This window comes from Streptomyces sp. NPDC005878 (assembly GCF_040629815.1).
In the GTDB taxonomy this organism is placed as follows: domain Bacteria; phylum Actinomycetota; class Actinomycetes; order Streptomycetales; family Streptomycetaceae; genus Streptomyces.
The window spans coordinates 105,408-123,122 of sequence record NZ_JBEXWK010000013.1 but is presented as its reverse complement, the minus strand read 5'-3'; the positions used below and the strand labels follow the sequence as shown (position 1 = coordinate 123,122).

At 71.7% G+C, this 17,715-nt stretch carries 18 protein-coding genes; 5 read left to right on the top strand and 13 right to left on the bottom strand.

What is annotated here, in order from left to right; all coding sequences use genetic code 11:
- Positions 1–753 (bottom strand): MBL fold metallo-hydrolase, encoded by a 753-nt coding sequence (locus tag ABZ404_RS20540; RefSeq protein WP_358837883.1) that lies wholly within the window; start codon positions 751–753, stop codon positions 1–3.
- A 201-nt stretch (positions 754–954) separates the two neighbouring features.
- Here ABZ404_RS20540 and ABZ404_RS20535 point away from each other — a divergent pair, with 201 nt between their 5' ends.
- Positions 955–1,422 carry a type II toxin-antitoxin system PemK/MazF family toxin gene (locus ABZ404_RS20535; RefSeq protein ID WP_358837882.1) on the top strand — a complete coding sequence of 156 codons (468 nt, stop codon included), beginning with the start codon at positions 955–957 and terminating at the stop codon, positions 1,420–1,422.
- Positions 1,423–2,193: 771 nt separating this feature from the next.
- On the opposite strand, the gene ABZ404_RS20530 is transcribed toward ABZ404_RS20535, so the two are convergent.
- The 7 genes from ABZ404_RS20530 to clpS all read right to left on the bottom strand — a co-directional run bounded on the left by ABZ404_RS20530 (position 2,194) and on the right by clpS (position 7,042).
- On the bottom strand, positions 2,194–3,144 hold the full coding sequence (locus ABZ404_RS20530; protein WP_358835865.1) for a cysteine synthase: 951 nt from the start codon (positions 3,142–3,144) through the stop codon (positions 2,194–2,196).
- 14 nt (positions 3,145–3,158) lie between these two features.
- Positions 3,159–3,446 carry a MoaD/ThiS family protein gene (locus tag ABZ404_RS20525; RefSeq protein WP_358835864.1) on the bottom strand — a complete coding sequence of 96 codons (288 nt, stop codon included), beginning with the start codon at positions 3,444–3,446 and terminating at the stop codon, positions 3,159–3,161.
- A 155-nt stretch (positions 3,447–3,601) separates the two neighbouring features.
- Positions 3,602–3,718, bottom strand: coding sequence for a putative leader peptide (locus tag ABZ404_RS20520; protein ID WP_324616203.1), 117 nt, complete (start codon positions 3,716–3,718; stop codon positions 3,602–3,604).
- Between the two features lie 122 nt (positions 3,719–3,840).
- Positions 3,841–4,263, bottom strand: a complete 423-nt coding sequence (locus tag ABZ404_RS20515) for a M67 family metallopeptidase (protein ID WP_358835863.1) — start codon at positions 4,261–4,263, stop codon at positions 3,841–3,843.
- 87 nt (positions 4,264–4,350) lie between these two features.
- Positions 4,351–5,805 carry an amino acid permease gene (locus ABZ404_RS20510; RefSeq protein WP_358835862.1) on the bottom strand — a complete coding sequence of 485 codons (1,455 nt, stop codon included), beginning with the start codon at positions 5,803–5,805 and terminating at the stop codon, positions 4,351–4,353.
- 350 nt (positions 5,806–6,155) lie between these two features.
- Positions 6,156–6,737 (bottom strand): DUF2017 domain-containing protein, encoded by a 582-nt coding sequence (locus ABZ404_RS20505; protein ID WP_358835861.1) that lies wholly within the window; start codon positions 6,735–6,737, stop codon positions 6,156–6,158.
- Positions 6,737–7,042 (bottom strand): ATP-dependent Clp protease adapter ClpS, encoded by a 306-nt coding sequence (gene clpS / locus ABZ404_RS20500; RefSeq protein WP_067159503.1) that lies wholly within the window; start codon positions 7,040–7,042, stop codon positions 6,737–6,739. Before clpS ends, ABZ404_RS20505 begins: the two co-directional genes overlap by 1 nt.
- A 171-nt stretch (positions 7,043–7,213) precedes the next feature.
- Here clpS and ABZ404_RS20495 point away from each other — a divergent pair, with 171 nt between their 5' ends.
- Positions 7,214–8,542, top strand: a complete 1,329-nt coding sequence (locus ABZ404_RS20495) for a nicotinate phosphoribosyltransferase (protein WP_358835860.1) — start codon at positions 7,214–7,216, stop codon at positions 8,540–8,542.
- A 99-nt stretch (positions 8,543–8,641) separates the two neighbouring features.
- Positions 8,642–9,229: a nicotinamidase gene (locus ABZ404_RS20490; protein WP_358835859.1), complete on the top strand. Its 588-nt coding sequence runs from the start codon at positions 8,642–8,644 to the stop codon at positions 9,227–9,229.
- Between the two features lie 28 nt (positions 9,230–9,257).
- Here the strand turns inward: ABZ404_RS20490 and ABZ404_RS20485 are convergent, their stop codons facing one another.
- Positions 9,258–9,560 (bottom strand): hypothetical protein, encoded by a 303-nt coding sequence (locus tag ABZ404_RS20485; RefSeq protein WP_358835858.1) that lies wholly within the window; start codon positions 9,558–9,560, stop codon positions 9,258–9,260.
- Positions 9,561–9,682: 122 nt separating this feature from the next.
- Positions 9,683–12,091: an immune inhibitor A domain-containing protein gene (locus ABZ404_RS20480; protein ID WP_358835857.1), complete on the bottom strand. Its 2,409-nt coding sequence runs from the start codon at positions 12,089–12,091 to the stop codon at positions 9,683–9,685.
- Between the two features lie 402 nt (positions 12,092–12,493).
- Between ABZ404_RS20480 and ABZ404_RS20475 the strand changes: the two genes are divergently transcribed.
- Positions 12,494–12,757, top strand: a complete 264-nt coding sequence (locus ABZ404_RS20475) for a hypothetical protein (protein WP_358835856.1) — start codon at positions 12,494–12,496, stop codon at positions 12,755–12,757.
- Between the two features lie 30 nt (positions 12,758–12,787).
- Here the strand turns inward: ABZ404_RS20475 and ABZ404_RS20470 are convergent, their stop codons facing one another.
- Positions 12,788–13,552, bottom strand: coding sequence for an RDD family protein (locus ABZ404_RS20470; RefSeq protein ID WP_358835855.1), 765 nt, complete (start codon positions 13,550–13,552; stop codon positions 12,788–12,790).
- Between the two features lie 123 nt (positions 13,553–13,675).
- Positions 13,676–15,448 carry an RDD family protein gene (locus ABZ404_RS20465; RefSeq protein ID WP_358990646.1) on the bottom strand — a complete coding sequence of 591 codons (1,773 nt, stop codon included), beginning with the start codon at positions 15,446–15,448 and terminating at the stop codon, positions 13,676–13,678.
- 277 nt (positions 15,449–15,725) lie between these two features.
- Between ABZ404_RS20465 and ABZ404_RS20460 the strand changes: the two genes are divergently transcribed.
- Positions 15,726–16,217 (top strand): SsgA family sporulation/cell division regulator, encoded by a 492-nt coding sequence (locus ABZ404_RS20460; protein WP_358837742.1) that lies wholly within the window; start codon positions 15,726–15,728, stop codon positions 16,215–16,217.
- A gap of 28 nt (positions 16,218–16,245) precedes the next feature.
- Here ABZ404_RS20460 and ABZ404_RS20455 read toward each other — a convergent pair whose 3' ends face one another.
- Positions 16,246–17,655: an FAD-linked oxidase C-terminal domain-containing protein gene (locus ABZ404_RS20455; protein ID WP_358837743.1), complete on the bottom strand. Its 1,410-nt coding sequence runs from the start codon at positions 17,653–17,655 to the stop codon at positions 16,246–16,248.
- Positions 17,656–17,715: the final 60 nt, after the last annotated feature.

The window sequence follows — 17,715 nt, the reverse complement described above, 5'->3', positions numbered from 1 at the left end:
TCAGATCTCGTATACCGCACCCGGCACCGCGAGCTCCACCGGTCCCTCGTACGTGTCACGGGCGTCCGCCAGGTTGACTTCGCCGTTCGTCCACGGGGGAATGTGGGTCAGGACCAGGCGGCCCGCCCGGGCGCGGGCGGCGTGCTCGCCGGCCTCGCGGCCGTTGAGGTGGAGGGCGGGGATGTCCTCCTTGCCGTGCGTGAAGGACGCCTCGCACAGGAACAGGTCGGTGCCCTCGGCCAGCTCGTGCAGCGCCTCGCAGACGCCGGTGTCGCCGGAGTACGTGAGGGACGCGCCGCCGTGCTCGATGCGGATGCCGTACGCCTCGACCGGGTGGCAGACCCGCTCCGTACGGATGGCGAAGGGGCCGATGTCGAACGAGCCGGACTTCAGCGTGTGGAAGTCGAAGACCTCGCTCATGGAGGAGCTGGAGGGCGTGTCGGCGTACGCCGTGGTCAGACGCTGCTCGGCGCCCTCCGGCGCGTACACCGGCAGGGGGGCGCAGCGCCCGCCCTCGTGCCGGTAGTAGCGCGCGACGAAGTAGCCGCACATGTCGATGCAGTGGTCGGCGTGGAGGTGGCTGAGGAAGATCGCGTCGAGGTCGTAGAGACCGATGTGGCGCTGCAGCTCGCCCAGGGCGCCGTTGCCCATGTCGAGGAGCAGCCGGAAGCCGTCGGCCTCGACGAGGTAGCTCGAACAGGCCGATTCCGCGGACGGGAACGACCCGGAGCAGCCGACGACGGTGAGCTTCATGGAGCGTGAACCTCCGGGAGCGGCAAGGGATACGGGGAAGGCGGCGGGAGGTCGTGCGGTGCGTCGAGCGTAAGGCGCCACACTGCCGGTCGCTCCTCAGTGGCGGGCCGTTGTGGGGGAACTCACCTGCGCTGTCACCGGTTCGGGCGGAGTGCGGACGGAGCGCGCGCGGGGGGTGGGCCGCCGGGTAACGTCTGCGGTATGGACACGTCCTGGTGGCTCGCGGTGATCGCCGTGGTGGTGGTCGCGCTGGGAGCCGCGGTGGTGGACGGGCGGGGGCGCGCTCGGCCGCCCGCGCGGCCCGGGGGGCGCGTTCGGCCGCCCGGGCGGCCCGCCGGTCCGCGGCGCGCGCCCAAGCGGAGGCCGCGGCCGGGGGAGATCTGGTGGGCGGAGGTGCCCTACGAGGACGGGCCCGGGTCGAAGGACCGGCCCTGCCTGGTGCTGTCGGTACGGGGGGACCGCGTGCTCGTCGCCAAGATCACCAGCAAGTTCCACGAGGAGCGGGCCGGGGTGATTCCGCTGGCGCCGGGGGCGGTGGGGGATGCGCGGGGGCGGCCGAGCTTTCTGGAGACGGATGAGCTTCGGGAGGTGGGGGTGTGGGAGTTTCGGCGGTGGGTGGGGGTGGTGGATCCTGCGGTGTGGGATCAGGTGAGGTATCTGGCGGGCTAGGGGGGTTTGGCCCCACCCCGCCCCTTCCCTAAACCCTCCGGGGGTGGGTGGGGGTGGGGGTGGTTTCCCGGGGGCTGCGCCCCCGGACCCCGGACGCGGGGGCTCCGCCCCCTGCACCCCGTGGGCACGGGGTGGGTGGGTCAGCGGGGCTCCGCCCCCGCACCCCTTCGCGGGGCCTGCGGCGCCCGCGGTTCGCTTTCGTGATGACCTGCGGGCCCGGTGGGGGCTGGTCGCGCAGTTCCCCGCGCCCCTGAAGGAACGGGGCCTTCGGCCCCTGTTCCCCCCCCCGTCTCTGTTGCCGCCGACTCCGTTCCCGCACCGCCGAAGGGACGGGGCCTGCGGGCCCTGTTCCCCCGTCTCTGTTGCCGCCGACTCCGTTCCCGCGCCGCCAAAGGGGCGGGGCCGGCGGGTCCTGTTCCCTTGTCTCGCTGCCCGCGCCGCCGAAGGAACGGGGCATGCGGCCCCTGTCCCCCGCACCTCCGTCCCCCGCACCGCTGAACGCCGGAGGCCCCGGCCCACCAGGGGCGCGGGGAACTGCGCGGGCAACCCACCCCGACCCGCAGCCGACCATCCACCGGCCCCCCACCCCTCAGGGGCGCGGGGAACTGCGCGACCAGCCACCCACCGGCCCGCAGACGAACTCCGAGCCGAAAGGGACCGCAACACCGACCCGCACACCAACACCCTGCCCTTAAGGGGCGCGGGGAACTGCGCGAGCGACCCACCACGACCCGCAGCCGACGACCCGCAGCCGGCCACCCGCCCCCGCCGCTACGCCCAGAGCTGCCCCTGAAGCGTCTCGATCGCTTCTTCCGTCGTCTCCGCCGTGTACACCCCGGTCGACAGGTACTTCCAGCCCCCGTCCGCCACCACGAACACGATGTCCGCCGTCGCGCCCGCCTTGACCGCCTTCCGGCCCACGCCGATCGCCGCGTGCAGCGCCGCCCCGGTGGAGACTCCCGCGAAGATGCCCTCCTCCTTGAGGAGTTCGCGGGTGCGGGTCACCGCGTCCGCCGAGCCGACCGAGAAGCGGCTGGTCAGGACCGAGGCGTCGTACAGCTCGGGGACGAAGCCCTCGTCGAGGTTGCGCAGGCCGTAGACCAGGTCGTCGTAGCGCGGCTCGGCGGCGACGATCTGGACGCCGGGGACGCGCTCGCGCAGATAGCGGCCCACGCCCATCAGCGTGCCCGTCGTCCCCAGGCCCGCCACGAAGTGGGTGATCGAGGGGAGGTCGGCCAGGATCTCCGGGCCGGTCGTGGCGTAGTGCGCGCCCGCGTTGTCGGGGTTGCCGTACTGGTACAGCATCACCCACGACGGGTTCTGGGCCGCCAGCTCCTTGGCGACCCGTACCGCCGTGTTGGAGCCGCCCGCCGCGGGCGACGGGACGATCTCCGCGCCCCACATCTTCAGCAGGTCGCGGCGCTCCTGGGAGGTGTTCTCGGGCATGACGCACACGATGCGGTAGCCCTTGAGCTTCGCCGCCATGGCCAGCGAGATGCCGGTGTTGCCGCTGGTCGGCTCCAGGATGGTGCAGCCGGGCGTCAACCGGCCCGCCTTCTCGGCCTGTTCGATCATGTGGAGCGCGGGGCGGTCCTTGACCGAGCCGGTCGGGTTGCGGTCCTCCAGCTTCGCCCAGACGCGGACGTCGTCCGAGGGCGACAGCCGGGGCAGGCGGACCAGCGGGGTGTTGCCGACCGCGGCGAGTGCGGAGTCGTAGCGCATGACGGCGATCAGCCTCAGACCATGCCGCCGGCCACGGCCGGCAGGATCGTGACGCTGTCGCCGTCCGACAGCTCGGTGGAGATGCCCGAGAGGAAGCGGACGTCCTCGTCGTTGAGGTAGACGTTCACGAAGCGGCGCAGCTCGCCGCCGGTCGTCTCGTCGACGAGGCGCTCGCGGATGCCGGCGTGGCGGGTCTCCAGGTCGGCGAAGAGCTCGCCGATGGTCGCCCCGCTGCCTTCGACCGCCTTCGCGCCGTCGGTGTAGGTGCGGAGGATGGTCGGGATGCGGACCTCGATGGCCATGGCGTGGGGCTCCTGTCAGGAGTCGGGAGGGGGAGGGAGGAACGAAGGGAAGGAAACGAAGGACCAAAGGCACTTGGCAGGGGGCGCGGCTCGGCGCGCCTGCTGCGGGTGGTGCGGAGGGTACGCGCGGGCGTACACGGTGGTGCGGGTGCGGCTCAGACGGCGGTGGGGCGCGGACACATCGCGCTCGCCAGGCGGCACAGATCGACGTGCAGGCGGGCCACCAGCAGCGGGCTGCTCGGCTTCTCTTCGCTCACGTCGTGGGGAACCATGCGGTCATCGTATCGATTCCCGGTCCGCTTTCCGGAGTGTGATCTCAGATGGTGGGCGCCCTCTGCTCAGGATGCGGGCGGCAGGGCGCGGCAGGAGTCCGCCGCGCGCCCCCTCGGCCGGTTCAGTACGCCTGGACGACCTGGACCTCTTCCTCCTCGATGACCCCGTCCACGATCCGGTAGGAGCGGAACTGGAAGTCCCCGAGGCCGTCGGTGTCCGCCGTGGAGACCAGGACGTAGTGGGCGCCGGGCTCGTTGGCGTACGTCACGTCGGTGCGCGAGGGGTAGGCCTCGGTCGCCGTGTGCGAGTGGTAGATGATCACCGGCTCCTCGTCCCGGTCGTCCATCTCGCGGTACAGCTTCAGCAGGTCCTGCGAGTCGAACTCGTAGAACGTGGGCGAGCGCGCCGCGTTGAGCATCGGGACGAACCGCTCGGGGCGGCCGGTGCCGGCCGGGCCGGCGACCACGCCGCACGCCTCGTCGGGGTGGTCGGCGCGGGCGTGCGCGACGATCTGGTCGTGGAGGGCCTGGGTCAGGGTCAGCATGAGCGCAAGGATAAGCAGACGGGCCGTTCCGTACCGGGGAGTGGTACGGAACGGCCCGCATGCTGAGATCTGCCGCCGGGTGGGGCGTCAGGAGCGCTTGGCGAACGCCTTGTTCTCGGGGTTGCGCGCCTTGAGGACCAGGTACGAGACGCCCAGGATCAGACCCCACAGGGGGGCGCAGTACAGGGAGACCCGCGAGTCCTTGTCGATGCCCATCATCACGATGACCATGAGGATGAACAGCAGCGCGAACCAGCTGGTGAAGGGGGCGCCGGGGGCGCGGAAGGTGGACTGCGGGAGCTCGCCGCGGTCGGCCTTGGCGCGGTAGCGGATCTGGCAGACCAGGATCATGATCCAGGCCCACATGCCGGAGATGGTGGCGAAGGAGACGACGTAGTCGAAGGCCTTGCCCGGCGCCTTGTAGTTGATCCAGACGCCCACCAGCATCAGCGCGGCCGAGACCGAGATGCCGATCAGCGGGGTGCCGCTCTTGGTCAGCCGGGTGAAGAGCTTCGGGCCCTGGCCGTTGAGCGCTAGGTCGCGCAGCATGCGGCCGGTGGAGTACATGCCCGAGTTGCAGGAGGACAGGGCGGCCGTCAGGACGACGAAGTTGACGACCGCGGCGCCGACGCCGAGGCCCATCTTCTCGAAGGCCGCGACGAAGGGGCTGACGCCCGGCTGGAACTCGTGCCACGGGACGACCGAGAGGATCATGATGAGGGCGCCGATGTAGAAGACGGCGATGCGCCACGGCACGGTGTTGATGGCCTTGGGCAGGGTCTTCTCGGGGTCCTTGGACTCGCCCGCGGTCACACCGACCAGCTCGACGGCGAGGAAGGCGAACATCACGATCTGGAGGGTCATCAGCGTGCCGCCGATGCCCTTGGGGAAGAAGCCGCGGTCGTTCCAGAGGTTGGCGACGGTGGCGGTGTCGGCGGCGTCGGAGAAGCCGACGGTGAGGATGCCGGCGCAGATGAGGATCATGCCGACGATGGCCGTCACCTTGACCATCGAGAACCAGAACTCCAGCTCGCCGAAGAGCTTCACCGAGATCAGGTTCACCGCGTACAGGATGAGCGTGAAGACCAGTGCGTACAGCCACTGCGGGACGTCGTTGTGCGTCCAGAAGGCCATGTACTGGGCGGCCGCGGTGACCTCGGTGATGCCGGTGACGACCCAGAAGAGCCAGTACGTCCAGCCGGTCACGAAGCCCCAGAACGGGCCGACGAACTCACGGGCGTACTCCGAGAAGGAGCCCGAGACGGGGCGGTACATGAGCAGCTCGCCCAGGGCCCGCATGATGAAGAAGATGACCAGGCCCGCGATGGCATAGGCCAGGATGAGGCTGGGGCCGGCCTTCGAGATGGCCTTGCCCGCGCCGAGGAAGAGGCCGGTGCCGATGGCTCCGCCGATGGCGATCATCTGGATCTGGCGGGCGCCGAGGCCCCGCTGGTATCCCTCGCCCTCGGCCGCGCCGTGGGCGGTTCCCAGGGCCTCATTGCCGGAGCGGTCGTCCTGCTTGTCGACCTGCGCTGAGGTCATGGTGGTGCGCCTTTCTCCATGCTGACCCGCCCGCTTCGGTCGTCGAAGCAGCGGACCAGGTCCTGATCCCCCCGGATGTGGATGGAGTGCCACCGGCGGTCAGCCGGCCGAAGCGCCCCCGGGGACATGGGTGGCGTCCCCGGGTGGTCGTGAAGATTTATCACGTCTTTACGGGTGATCGGCCGGGGTCGCTGTGGCGCACACCACAAGGAGAACCGGACAAAGTGCGCTATCAGCGGCAAACCCTACCGATGTGGTAATCGGATCGTTATGCGGATTTGAGCGTCCGCTGAGCGAACAGAAGGAAAACGGCCGCCCCGGGTACCCGGGCGGCCGCTCACCGGCGGGTCTCAGGCCATCAGCGTCTCGACGAGCGTCTCCTGGAGGCCGCCGAGCCAGAGGTAGGCCATCACCATCGGCTTGCGCGGGTCCTCGTCCGGCAGCCGGTACAGCTCACCGCTCTCGTCCTCGTCGGTGACCTCCAGCCGGGTCCCGATGGTCAGCCGCAGGTCGTTGAGCGCGCCCAGCCAGCGCCGCGAGTCCTCCCCGGACAGCTTCAGGACCGCGCCGCCGTCGCCCCCCGGGGCGAGCGCGTCCAGGGTGCGCACCACCGCGAGGGCGTCCTCGCGCTTGCGGGCGCGCAGGTCGTTCTCGGTGAAGCGCCGGAACTCGGCCGCCGAGGCGCGCAGTTCGTCGCTCTCGCCGCTGTCGTACGCGTCCGGGAAGAGGCGGGCGAGCGCGGGGTCGGCGGGCGGTTCGCTGGGGCCCTCGGCGAAGAGCGCGGCCAGCGGGTCCTCGCCGTCCATCGGCTCGTCACCGGGGCCGATCAGCTCCAGGAGCTGGACGGACAGGGAGCGCAGGATGGCGATCTCGACCTCGTCGAGCGCGACGGCCGCGCCGCCGCCGGGCAGCGCCTCGAAGTAGCCGGCCATCAGCCGCGGTCCTGGGTGAGGGTGGCCCACAGCCCGTACCCGTGCATCGCCTGCACGTCGCGCTCCATCTCCTCGCGGCTGCCGCTGGAGACCACGGCCCGCCCCTTGTGGTGCACGTCGAGCATCAGCTTGCGGGCCTTGTCCTTGGGGTAGCCGAAGTAGCTCTGGAAGACGTACTGGACGTAGCTCATCAGGTTGACGGGGTCGTTGTGGACGAGCGTCACCCACGGCACATCGGGTTCGGGGACGGCGAAGGTCTCTTCCGCCGACTCGGGCCGTTCGATCTCTACAGGAGCCACACTCACTTACCCCATGCTGCCACTGAGGGCCCGCGGTCGCACAAACGGGCCCCCGAAATCGTCAGACTGACGCAAAGAGGGGTAGCATCCGGCCATGGCTGCCACTCACCGGGGAACCGCCCCCGGATCCCGGCCGACCCGGTCGACAGCCGGAACGGAAAGGCGAGGTAACCGGTTGTGAACGCTGCGGACCTTGGGCTGCCGGTGGACGTGCCGTCGACCGCGCTCTTCACGGACCAGTACGAGCTGACCATGCTCCAGGCGGCCCTGCGCGCCGGGACGGCCGAGAGGCGGTCGGTCTTCGAGGTCTTCACCCGCCGACTGCCGGACGGGCGCCGCTACGGCGTGGTGGGCGGCACCGGCCGGGTCCTGGACGCGGTGGAGAACTTCCGCTTCGACGCGGGCGTCCTGGGCTTCCTGCGCGAGCGGGCGATCGTCGACGAGCCGACCCTTCAGTGGCTGGCCTCCTACCGCTTCTCGGGTGACATCTGGGGCTATCCGGAGGGCGAGGTCTACTTCCCGGGCTCCCCCGTCCTGCGGGTGGAGGGCTCCTTCGCGGAGTGCGTGCTCCTGGAGACCGTGATCCTGTCGATCCTGAACCACGACTCGGCGATCGCCGCCGCCGCCTCCCGGATGTCCGCCGCGGCCGCGGGCCGCCCGCTGATCGAGATGGGCGCCCGGCGCACCCACGAGCTGGCCGCGGTCGCCTCGGCGCGGGCCGCGTACGTGGGCGGCTTCGCCACCACCTCGGACCTGGCGGCCGGGTTCCGTTACGGCATTCCGACCGTCGGCACCAGTGCGCACGCCTTCACGCTGCTGCACGACAGCGAGCGGGACGCCTTCCGGGCCCAGGTGGACTCGCTGGGCCGGGGCACCACCCTGCTGGTGGACACCTACGACGTGGCCGAGGCGGTCCGTACCGCCGTGGAGATCGCCGGGCCCGAGCTGGGCGCGGTGCGGATCGACTCCGGCGACCTGCTGCTCGTCGCCCACCGGGTGCGCCAGCAGCTCGACGAGCTGGGCGCCACCGGCACGAAGATCGTGGTCACCTCCGACCTCGACGAGTACGCCATCGCCTCGCTCGCGGCCGCGCCCGTGGACGCGTACGGCGTCGGCACCCAGCTCGTCACCGGCAGCGGGCACCCCACCTGCTCCATGGTCTACAAGCTGGTCGCCCGCGCCCACAGCGCGGATCCGAAGGCGCCGCTGGTGCCGGTGGCGAAGAAGTCGATGGGCGGCAAGTCCTCGATCGGGGGACGCAAGTGGGCGGCCCGGCGCACCGACGCGGAGGGGATCGCGGAGGCCGAGGTGGTCGGCACCGGGCCGGTGCCGCCCGCGCTCGCGGAGCGGCAGCTGCTGGTGGAACTGGTCAAGGGCGGCGCGGTGGTGGCCAGGGAGCCGCTGGACGCGGCCCGGGAGCGGCACATCGCCGCGCGCGGGACACTGCCGATGTCCGCGATGCAGCTGTCGCGGGGCGAGCCGGTGCTGCCCACGGAGTACGTGTGAGGCCGCACCCCGGGCCTTTGCGCACCAATTGCCCTCTGCCGTTGCCGCGGCGGAGTCTCTACGCTCGTTGAACAGCTCCCTGACCTAAGGACAGCCGACATGCACCGCGCGTTGATCGTCGTGGACGTTCAGAACGACTTCTGCGAGGGCGGCAGCCTCGCGGTCACGGGCGGCTCCGACGTCGCCGCTGCCATCACCGACCTGATCGGGCAGGCCGCCGGCTCCGTGTACCGCCATGTGGTGGCCACCCGCGACCACCACATCGACCCGGGCCCCCACTTCTCGGCGCACCCCGACTACGAGCGCTCCTGGCCGGTGCACTGCGTGGCCGGGACGGAGGGCGTGGGCTTCCACCCGAACTTCGCGCCGGCGGTCGCCAGTGGGGCCATAGACGCCGTCTTCGACAAGGGTGCCCACGCGGCCGCGTACAGCGGGTTCGAGGGGCGCGACGAGAACGGCGTGGGGCTGGCGGACTGGCTGCGCGAGCGGGAGGTCACCGAGGTCGACGTGGTCGGCATCGCGACCGACCACTGCGTACGGGCGACGGCGCTGGACGCGGTGCGGGAGGGGTTCGCGGTGCACGTGCTGCTCGATCTGACCGCCGGCGTCTCCGCGGAGACCACGGCCCGGGCCGTCGAGGAGATGCGGAGCGCAGGCGCGGAGCTGTCGGGGAAGCCGGTGGGCTGACCCGGGCCCCGCCGGCCCCGGCAGGGGGCTACGGCCGCAGCAGGGCCCTTATCGGGTGCCAGAGCTCGGCCCCCGGATGCGGCGCCGTGCGCCACAGCAGGCCGTCCGGGTGGTGCAGGACGGCCGTGATCTCGTCCGGCGTCGGCGGCTCGGTGTTGCCGCGCAGATAGACCGCGCGCAGCCCCAGGTTCCGCAGCCGGGTCAGGGCGCGGGCCCGGTTGGCCGCATGGACCAGGACGCGCACCTTGCGGCCCTCCCCGGCGGGGGACGGCAGCGTGAGCGCGACGACGACGCTGCCGTTCGGCAGCTTGCTGAAACCTCCGCCAGGCATGGCGTACCGCTCCCCCGTGAGACGTCGTGTCAATAAGGACTCGTAGGACGCACCTAAACACGATCGGCCGCCGCCCGCTAGAGGGCGACGGCCGATCGTGGTTTGACCTGCGGTTTTGCGTACTACTTGGTCGACGGACCCACCTTCACGGTGATCGACGAGCCGTCCTTGGGCTGCTGGACGATCGAGATCCGGGTGTTGGTGTCAGGAACCTGCACGCTTCCCGTGGGGTTCGCCTCGTACCAGTAGGTGCCCCGGTGGTCGTCGAACATCGGCACGCCCGGCTGCGAGCGGACCGTGGTCGCCACGTCGGCCTTGTGCAGCGTGATCGCGTTCGTCGGGTAGAAGCTGAACGCGGCGTCGAACGGCGTGATCTTGTTGCGCATCAGCGTGCCGTCGGCCCACTTCAGCGGCTTGGCGTGGGCGTCGATCGGAAGGATCTGGCCGTGGCCCGGGTGGACCGAGACGTTGTTGTCCTTCTGGGAGGTGTCCCACAGCCAGATCATCAGACCGGGCTGGTACGCGTAGTGCTCCACCCACGACGGGCGGGACTTGGCGAAGCCGAAGTTGTACGGGCCGACCTTGAGGGTCTGGTCGTACGACACGTACTGGCGGTTCTCCGCGATGTAGTACTGCGCGTAGTCGTTGGTGAACGACTCGCCGATGCGGGAGAAGTTCTTCGGCGTCCAGCCGTTGTCGTCGCCCTCGGCACCGTCGGTGAAGAGCGCGGCGCCGTCGGCGTTCACGGTGATCGCGTCGGCGGTGAAGCCCTTGCCGCCCGCGCCGCCGTCCGTGGCGTAGCGGAAGCGGAGGTCGATCTTCTTGCCCGCGAAGGCGTCCAGGTTGTACGAGAGCTTCTTGTACGCGCCCGACACGTCGGTCAGGGCCGGCTTGTCGCTGGGGTCGCGGCTGATCGGCTGGCCGTCGGCGGTGCCGTCCAGCGCGGTCCAGGTGGCGCCGCCGTCCGTGGAGGCCTCGGCGTACAGGAAGTCGTAGTCCAGCTCGATGTCCCACCAGCCCGACAGGTCCAGGGAGGCCTTGGACTTGCCGGTCAGGTCGACCGGGCGGGTCAGGGTGTTGTTGAGGTTGTCACCCGCGCCGCTCCACCACTGCTTGGTGCCCTCGGCGGGCTTCACGACCGTGGTGGTGACCGGCTTCTTCGGCAGCTCGACGACGAGCGCCTGCTTGTCCTTGGTGTTGTACTCCGACACGCCCAGCTTGGTGGTCGAGCGCGTCGCGGCCTTGACCGTGTCGTAGTTGAGCCAGCCCAGCTGGAGCTTGTCCCAGGCGGTCATGTCGCCCGGCATGTCGCCGATCGAGTCCTTGCCGGTGCCCAGCCAGGAGCCGGCCGACATCAGGGACCAGAAGCCGACCGAGTTCTCGGCCTGGTTGGTGGTGTCGTAGAGGTCCGGCAGACCGAGGTCGTGGCCGTACTCGTGCGCGAAGACACCGAGGCCGCCGTTCTCCGGCTGCATCGTATAGTCGCCGACCCAGATGCCGGTGTCACCGATCTGCGTGCCGCCGGCCTTGTTGTTCGAGGGGCCGGTCTTGCCCGCGTCCGTGCCGTAGGCGTACGAGCGGTGCGCCCACAGGGCGTTGGTGCCCTGGGCGCCGCCGCCGGCCGACTCGTCCTCGCCCGCGTGGACGATCTGGAAGTGGTCGATGTAGCCGTCGGCCTCGTTGAAGTTGCCGTCGTTGTCGAAGTCGTTGCGGTCCCACTGGTCGTACTGCGCCAGGGCCGCCTTGATCTGCTCCGTGGTCTGGCCCTTGGCCTTCTGGTCCGCGGCCCAGGCGTTGACGCCGTCACGGACCAGGTCCATCACGTTCGAGCAGTTGGTGGCGCCGCAGTAGTTCGAGCCGTAGCGGGCCTCGTTCGCGGGGACGCGCACCCAGTCGGTGACCGTGCCGTCGACCGAGTAGCGGCCCGAGGACGTCTTCTCGTAGTACGTCTTCAGGGAGTGCTTCTCGGTGCCGTCGGCGTTCTTGCCGGACCCGAAGTACAGGTCCTGGAAGTGCTGCCGGCTGTAGTCCGCCTGCCAGGCGGTGGAGTTGTCCTTGGTGCGGTCCGGCTGCTTGATCGTGTTGTGCGCCGGGCCGGGGGTGCCGCCGTACTTGACGACCGCGGGCTTGGGGCCGGTCGGACCGTCCGGGTCGAACATGGTGGTGCTGTCGACCTGGTCGCCGAAGTCCACCAGGACCGTGAAGATCTTGTCGGTCTTCTCCCGGGCGAGCTCGACGTACTTCTTGTCGTCCAGCTGGACGATCTTGGAGGCGCCCCGCTGCTGCACCTTCTTGTCACCCGCGATGACCTTCTCCAGCGCCGCCTGGCGCTGCTGCTCACGCTGCTTGGTGAACGGGCCCGGGATGTTGTCGACGTGCTTGCCCGAGACGGAGCCCGGGTCCCGCCGCTCGACGGGTGCCGGGCTCTTGGAGTCGGCCTGGGCGGTGGCGAACGCGGAACCTATCGCGCCGGTCGTGGCAAGGGCCACGAGTATGGCGGCAGCTCTGACCGCTCGTCTGTTGCTGGTCACTTGATGATGTCCTCCCCCGCGGCCGCAGGCACGGACCGGGGGTGAGGGGTCTGGTCTCCGGTGCGCGGCACGCGTCTCAAGTGACGACATTGGACCGGAGTTGCCAAGGAAAAGACAGATCTTGACTTGAGTCAGGCAATTACATTATGCAGAGCGGACGTTCCGGTATCCGAACGGTTCCGATGTGCTACCCAACCGGGACATCAGGTGCGCCTGTCCCACCTGATGGAATGCCGAATGACTCCGTGCGCCCCCCGTGCTCCGGCACCGTGGGTTAGGTCACGCTTACCATCGGTTCCGCAGGGGCAAGCACCGACGTAGAGTCGCTTGACAGTGCGATCCGGTTGCCCGGTCGAGAGACCCGCCCCCATCCGATGCCTGCCCCCGAGGACGGATACCGCCATGCCGCGTCCGACTGCCGCACAGCTCGCCTACGGTTCGGCCACCGTCGTCTTCTCGACCGTGGCCATGATTCTTCTCTCCCGGACCGACTCGGGTGTCGGCGTGGGAGTGATAGTGCTCGCCGCGCTCCTGCTGGGACTGCTGGTCGCCATGACGGTGCCCATGCCGAAGGCGGCGCGCACGGTCCGTACGAACCGTGCCGCCGCCGCCGGCGAGAGCGCCGAGCCGGGGGTGCGCGTCCCGGCCGACTCGGTGCGGAGCTGACGCGCCCCGCGGCCGGCCACCTGCGCGGGGTCAGTGGGCGGTGGACACCACCACCGTCTTGCCGGCCTTGTCGTGCAGGCCCTGCCGGTACGGCTTGTCCGTGAGGATCGTGATGATCAGGATGATCTGCCACAGGCACGGACAGCACAGCAGGGCGGGCAGCCACAGCACGGCCGTACGGGCAAGCGCGGCGCTCGTGGTGGGCACACTGCCGTCGTTGAGCATCGCGACCCGCAGGTTCAGCAGCTTCTTGCCGACCGTCTGACCGTCGCGCTTGAGCATGAGGGTGTCGTACGCGAGATACGCCACGATGCCGATGAGGTTCCAGGCGAGTCCGCTGCCGCTGTACGCACGGGAGATGACGTCGGAGGTGTCCTCGCCGGTCCTCGTCTCGTACACCCAGCGGTCCGAGGACGCCCACTCCAGCAGCGCGAGCGGGATCGCGATCAGCAGCGCGTCGATGACGCGGGCGAGCAGGCGCCGCCCGAAGTCGGCGAGCGGCGGCATCCCGCTGAGCGGGTCGGGGCCGCCGTACTGGTTGCCGCCGCCGTACGGGTCGTACGGCGGCGGGGTGCCGCCGTACGGCGATCCGGGCGGCTGGTCGTAGGGGCTCCCGGGGGGAGGGCTTCCGTACGGACCGCCGCCGGGGGGAGGGGTGCCGCCGCCCGGAGGCGGGCTCGCGCCGCCGGGGGGCGGACCCTGGCTCCAGCCGGGAGGGGGCTGGGAGGGCTCGGACGGCTTCTTGAGGAACGGGTCGTCCTCAGGGGGCTGGCCGGGCGGCGGTTCGTTGCTCATGCCCGCAGTCGACCGCGCGGGATGAGGCCCCGCAACGGCACGGGGCCCGTTCGGGGTACGGCCGCCGCCGGGCCCCGCTCCCCGGCTCCCCGCGCCCCGGCTTCCCGCTCCCCCGCTTCCCGCTCAGGTCCCCGCGACGAAGGTGCGGGCCGCCTTGTCGTGCCAGCACTGGCGCCAGGGGCGGTCGAAGAGGCACCACACGACGTTGAGCACCCCGACGGCGAGCACCCCGAGGACGCCGTAGACCAGCCAGCGGCGCAGGGCCGCGCCGAAGGCCGGGGGCTCGTGCGACTCGATGTCGCGCACCTGCACCCGCAGCAGCCGCTTGCCCAGGGTGCGGCCCCACTTGGCGGTGGGCAGCGCCTCGTAGACCACCCCGAGGAGCAGGAAGGCGCCGAGCACGATGGCGAGGCAGCCGGCGGTGGTGCCGTCCAGGAGGTAGACCGTCACCGTCTCGCCGGAGAGCTTCGCGGCGTCGATCTTCTCCTGGATGTGGTCCGCGGCCTTGATCCCGAGCGGTATGGCGAGCGCGGCGAGGGCCGCGCCGAGCACCGCGGTGTCCACCAGCCGGGCGGCGAGGCGCCGGCCGATCCCGGCGGGCCGGGCCGCGGTCTGCGCCCGTGCGGCCCGCAGGAACGGATCCTCCACGGGCGGCTTCCACGGCACCACGGGCTCCCCGGGGCCCGCCTGCTCCTCGGGCCGCGCCAGTTGGTGCACCTGCTGCGCCCAGGAGGCCGATCCCCCGCCGGGCCCGGTGGTAACCGGCGAGGCGGGCGGGGCGGACTGCTGCTCTACGGGAGCGGGCTGCGGGGCGAGTGGCGCCGAGGGCAGCGCGGCCCGGACGGGCGCCGAGGGGACGGCCTGCGGGGCACCCTGCGGCTCGGCGCCGCGCGGGTCGGCCACGCGCGGGTCGCCCGCGACGCGCGGGTCCCCGGACCTCGCCCGGCCGGGCAGCGGCTGCGCGGGCAGCGACTGCACCGGGACCGGCGCGCCGGACGGGCTCCCGCCGTGCCCCTGCCCCGGCGGGACGGGGGCCGGGCCGGCGGGGGACGGCAGAGGCGCCCCGGACCGCTCGGACGCCGACCCGGCGGGCAGCGGCTGCGGCTGGGACTGAGACTGCGGCAATGGCTGCGGCCGACCGGCCCCGGGCTGACCGGGGAACGGCTGCGGCCGACCGGCCCCGGGCTGACCGGGGAACGGCTGCGGCCGACCGGCCTCGGGCTGACCGGGGTACGGCTGGGCCGGGAGCGGCTGACCCGAAAGCGGCTGGGCGGGCAGGGGCTGAACGGGAAGCGGCTGCGCGGGAAGGGGCTGCGCCGGAACGGGCTGAAGCTCCTGCCCGGCCTGACCCGCATGCCCCGCCTGCCCACCCGGACCCGCGTGCCCGGCCTGACCACCCTGGCCGACGTGACCCGTATGGCCCGCCGGCCCGGCCGGACCCGCATGCCCGCCCTGTCCGGCCTGACCCGTATGCCCCGCCTGCCCCGCCTGCCCCGGACCGGGGTCACCCGGCTGGCCCCACGAGACCCGCCGCGCCGCGTCGTCGCCGAAGCCCGACTGGTGGGAGGCGTCCGCGTGCCAGGCCGGGCCGGGTTCGGGGCGGCTGCCGTGGAGGGGGGCGGCGCCGGTCTCGTCGAGGAAGACCGGGCCGGTCTCCTCCACGGCCGGCGCGGCGGCGGGCGCGGGCATCGGCGGGGCCGAGGCGAGGGCGGGCGCCGCCGGGGCCGCGCCGGCGGGCGGGACGGGCATGGCCTCGCCCTCCGCCGGGGCGGGCCGGCTCGTACCGGGCACCCAGGCGGCACCGTTCCAGTACCGGACATATCCGGGGATGGACGGATCTGGATAGAAGCCGGCGAGGGGGGTGCCGTCGCCGGTGGCCGGGGTGGGGGCGCTCATCACGGTCCCGTATCTGCTCGTGGGCCTCGTCAATACAAGGGTCCACATCTACCAGACGGGCGAGGGCCCCCGGGCGGGTCCGTCGGTACCGGTCCCTATCCGGTCACGCCGCGAAGGCCTTCCGCCCGCCCCGGGACCTGGCCACGGCCCCGTCCGGACCCGGTCCCGGGGCCGTCGGAAAAATCTTCGGGAAGTCGCGTCATAGCGGCGCCGCACCCCGCTCTCACCTGGTGCGGGCCGTTCCCGGTCCGCGTACGCGGAGAGGAAAGGCACTGTCATGCACACCGTGGTGGAACGCGAACTGGAGCTCAAACTCGTGCTGTCGCCCGAGCGCAGCATCCCGGTCCCGGCCCGGCTGACCTACCGCACGGACGACCCGTACGCCGTGCACATCACCTTCCACGTGGGCACCGACCACCCCGTCACCTGGACGTTCGCCCGCGAGCTGCTCGTCGAGGGGGTGTTCCGGCCGTGCGGGCACGGCGACGTCCGGATCTGGCCCACCAAGGTGGACGGGCGCAGTGTGGTTCTGATGGCGCTCAGCTCGCCGGACGGCGACGCGCTGCTGGAGGCGCCGTCCGCCCAGGTGTCGGCGTGGCTGGAGCGGACGCTGCGGGTGGTGCCCCCGGGTTCTGAGGCCGGGCGGCTCGGTATCGACGACGGCCTCACCGAGCTGCTCGCCACCACGACGGGCCGCAGCCGCGCCGAGGAGCTGTACCTGAACGACCCGTGGCCCTCGGACGAGTCCCGGCCGGAGGAGGGTGCGTGACGGGCCGGGACGGTGCCGTAACGGTTCCTCAGAAGAGCTTGCCGGGGTTCAGCAGGCCCAGCGGGTCGAAGGCCCGCTTGACCGCGCGCTGCATCTCCACGCCCACCGGGCCGAGTTCCCGGGCCAGCCACTCCTTCTTCAGCACGCCCACGCCGTGCTCCCCGGTGATCGTGCCGCCCAGTCCCAGACCCAGCGCCATGATCTCGTCGAAGGACTCCCGGGCCCGGCGCGACTCGTCCTCGTCGGCCGGGTCGAAGCAGACGACGGGGTGGGTGTTGCCGTCCCCGGCGTGCGCGCAGACGCCGATCGTCAGGTCGTACTTCGCGGCGATCGCGGAGGTCCCCGCCAGCATCTCGGCGAGCCGCGAGCGCGGGACGCACACGTCGTCGATCATCGTGGCGGGCTTGATGGTCTCCAGCGCGGTGAGCGACAACCGGCGGGCCTGGAGCAGCAGTTCGGACTCGGCGGCGGACTCGGCCGGCACCACCTCGACGGCCCCGGCCGCGGTGCACAGCTCCCCCACGGCCGCCAGGTCGGCGGCCGGGTCGGGGGTGTCGAAGGCGGCGAGCAGCAGCGCCTCGGTGGTGTCGGGGAGGCCCATGTTCGCGAGCCGGTTGACGGCTCGTACGGTCGTGCGGTCCATGAGTTCGAGCAGCGACGGCGTGTGGCCGCGCTCCATGATCGCGCAGACCGCTTCACAGGCGGCGGCCGCGGAGGGGAACTCGGCGGCGAGCACCAGTTGCGGGGGCGGCGCCGGCCGGAGCGCGAGGACGGCCTTCACCACGATGCCGAGGCTGCCCTCGGAGCCGACGAAGAGCCGGGTCAGATCGTATCCGGCGACGCCCTTGGCGGTGCGCCGGCCGGTCTCCAGGAGGCGGCCGTCGGCGAGGACCACGTCCAGACCCAGGACGTACTCGGCGGTCACGCCGTACTTCACACAGCACAGTCCGCCGGACGCGGTGCCGATGTTCCCGCCGATGGTGCACTGCTCCCAACTGGACGGGTCCGGCGGGTAGTAGAGCCCGTGTTCCATGACTTTCCGGGAGAGCACGGCGTTGACGACGCCCGGCTCGACGACCGCGACCCGGTCAACCGGGCTGATCTCCAGGATGCGGTCCATCCGGACCAGGGACAGCACGAGGCATCCCTCGGTCGCGTTGGCGCCGCCGGACAGGCCCGTGCGGGCACCCTGCGGCACGACCGGGACGCGCAGCTCGGTGGCGGTCCGCATCACGTGCTGGACCTCCTCGACCGTCCGCGGCAGCACCACCGCGGCGGGCGCCCCGGCGGCGCAGAAGCTCGCCATGTCGTGGGTGTAGGAGGCGGTGACGTCCGGGTCGGTGATCAGCGCGTCGGCGGGCAGGCCCGCGCGCAGCCGGTCGAGGAGGACGCCCGGTTCGGGGGCGGGCACGGCGACGGGCTCGGCTCCATCGTTCATGATCCCAGCCTGGCACCCGGGGCCATCGGTGTGAAGTCTGCGCGGCCCGGCGGGCGCGGG

Excerpts from the sequence above, each read along its gene's own strand:
- ABZ404_RS20475 (WP_358835856.1), top strand. The coding sequence starts at position 12,494 with ATGCCGCGTCCGACTGCCGCACAGCTCGCCTACGGTTCGGCCACCGTC.
- ABZ404_RS20485 (WP_358835858.1), bottom strand. The coding sequence starts at position 9,560 with ATGCCTGGCGGAGGTTTCAGCAAGCTGCCGAACGGCAGCGTCGTCGTC.
- ABZ404_RS20530 (WP_358835865.1), bottom strand. The coding sequence starts at position 3,144 with ATGCGCTACGACTCCGCACTCGCCGCGGTCGGCAACACCCCGCTGGTC.
- ABZ404_RS20515 (WP_358835863.1), bottom strand. The coding sequence starts at position 4,263 with ATGCTGACCCTGACCCAGGCCCTCCACGACCAGATCGTCGCGCACGCC.
- ABZ404_RS20510 (WP_358835862.1), bottom strand. The coding sequence starts at position 5,805 with ATGACCTCAGCGCAGGTCGACAAGCAGGACGACCGCTCCGGCAATGAG.
- ABZ404_RS20470 (WP_358835855.1), bottom strand. The coding sequence starts at position 13,552 with ATGAGCAACGAACCGCCGCCCGGCCAGCCCCCTGAGGACGACCCGTTC.
- ABZ404_RS20460 (WP_358837742.1), top strand. The coding sequence starts at position 15,726 with ATGCACACCGTGGTGGAACGCGAACTGGAGCTCAAACTCGTGCTGTCG.
- ABZ404_RS20520 (WP_324616203.1), bottom strand. The coding sequence starts at position 3,718 with ATGGTTCCCCACGACGTGAGCGAAGAGAAGCCGAGCAGCCCGCTGCTG.
- ABZ404_RS20525 (WP_358835864.1), bottom strand. The coding sequence starts at position 3,446 with ATGGCCATCGAGGTCCGCATCCCGACCATCCTCCGCACCTACACCGAC.
- ABZ404_RS20455 (WP_358837743.1), bottom strand. The coding sequence starts at position 17,655 with ATGAACGATGGAGCCGAGCCCGTCGCCGTGCCCGCCCCCGAACCGGGC.
- ABZ404_RS20505 (WP_358835861.1), bottom strand. The coding sequence starts at position 6,737 with ATGGCCGGCTACTTCGAGGCGCTGCCCGGCGGCGGCGCGGCCGTCGCG.
- ABZ404_RS20490 (WP_358835859.1), top strand. The coding sequence starts at position 8,642 with ATGCACCGCGCGTTGATCGTCGTGGACGTTCAGAACGACTTCTGCGAG.
- ABZ404_RS20540 (WP_358837883.1), bottom strand. The coding sequence starts at position 753 with ATGAAGCTCACCGTCGTCGGCTGCTCCGGGTCGTTCCCGTCCGCGGAA.
- ABZ404_RS20535 (WP_358837882.1), top strand. The coding sequence starts at position 955 with ATGGACACGTCCTGGTGGCTCGCGGTGATCGCCGTGGTGGTGGTCGCG.
- ABZ404_RS20465 (WP_358990646.1), bottom strand. The coding sequence starts at position 15,448 with ATGAGCGCCCCCACCCCGGCCACCGGCGACGGCACCCCCCTCGCCGGC.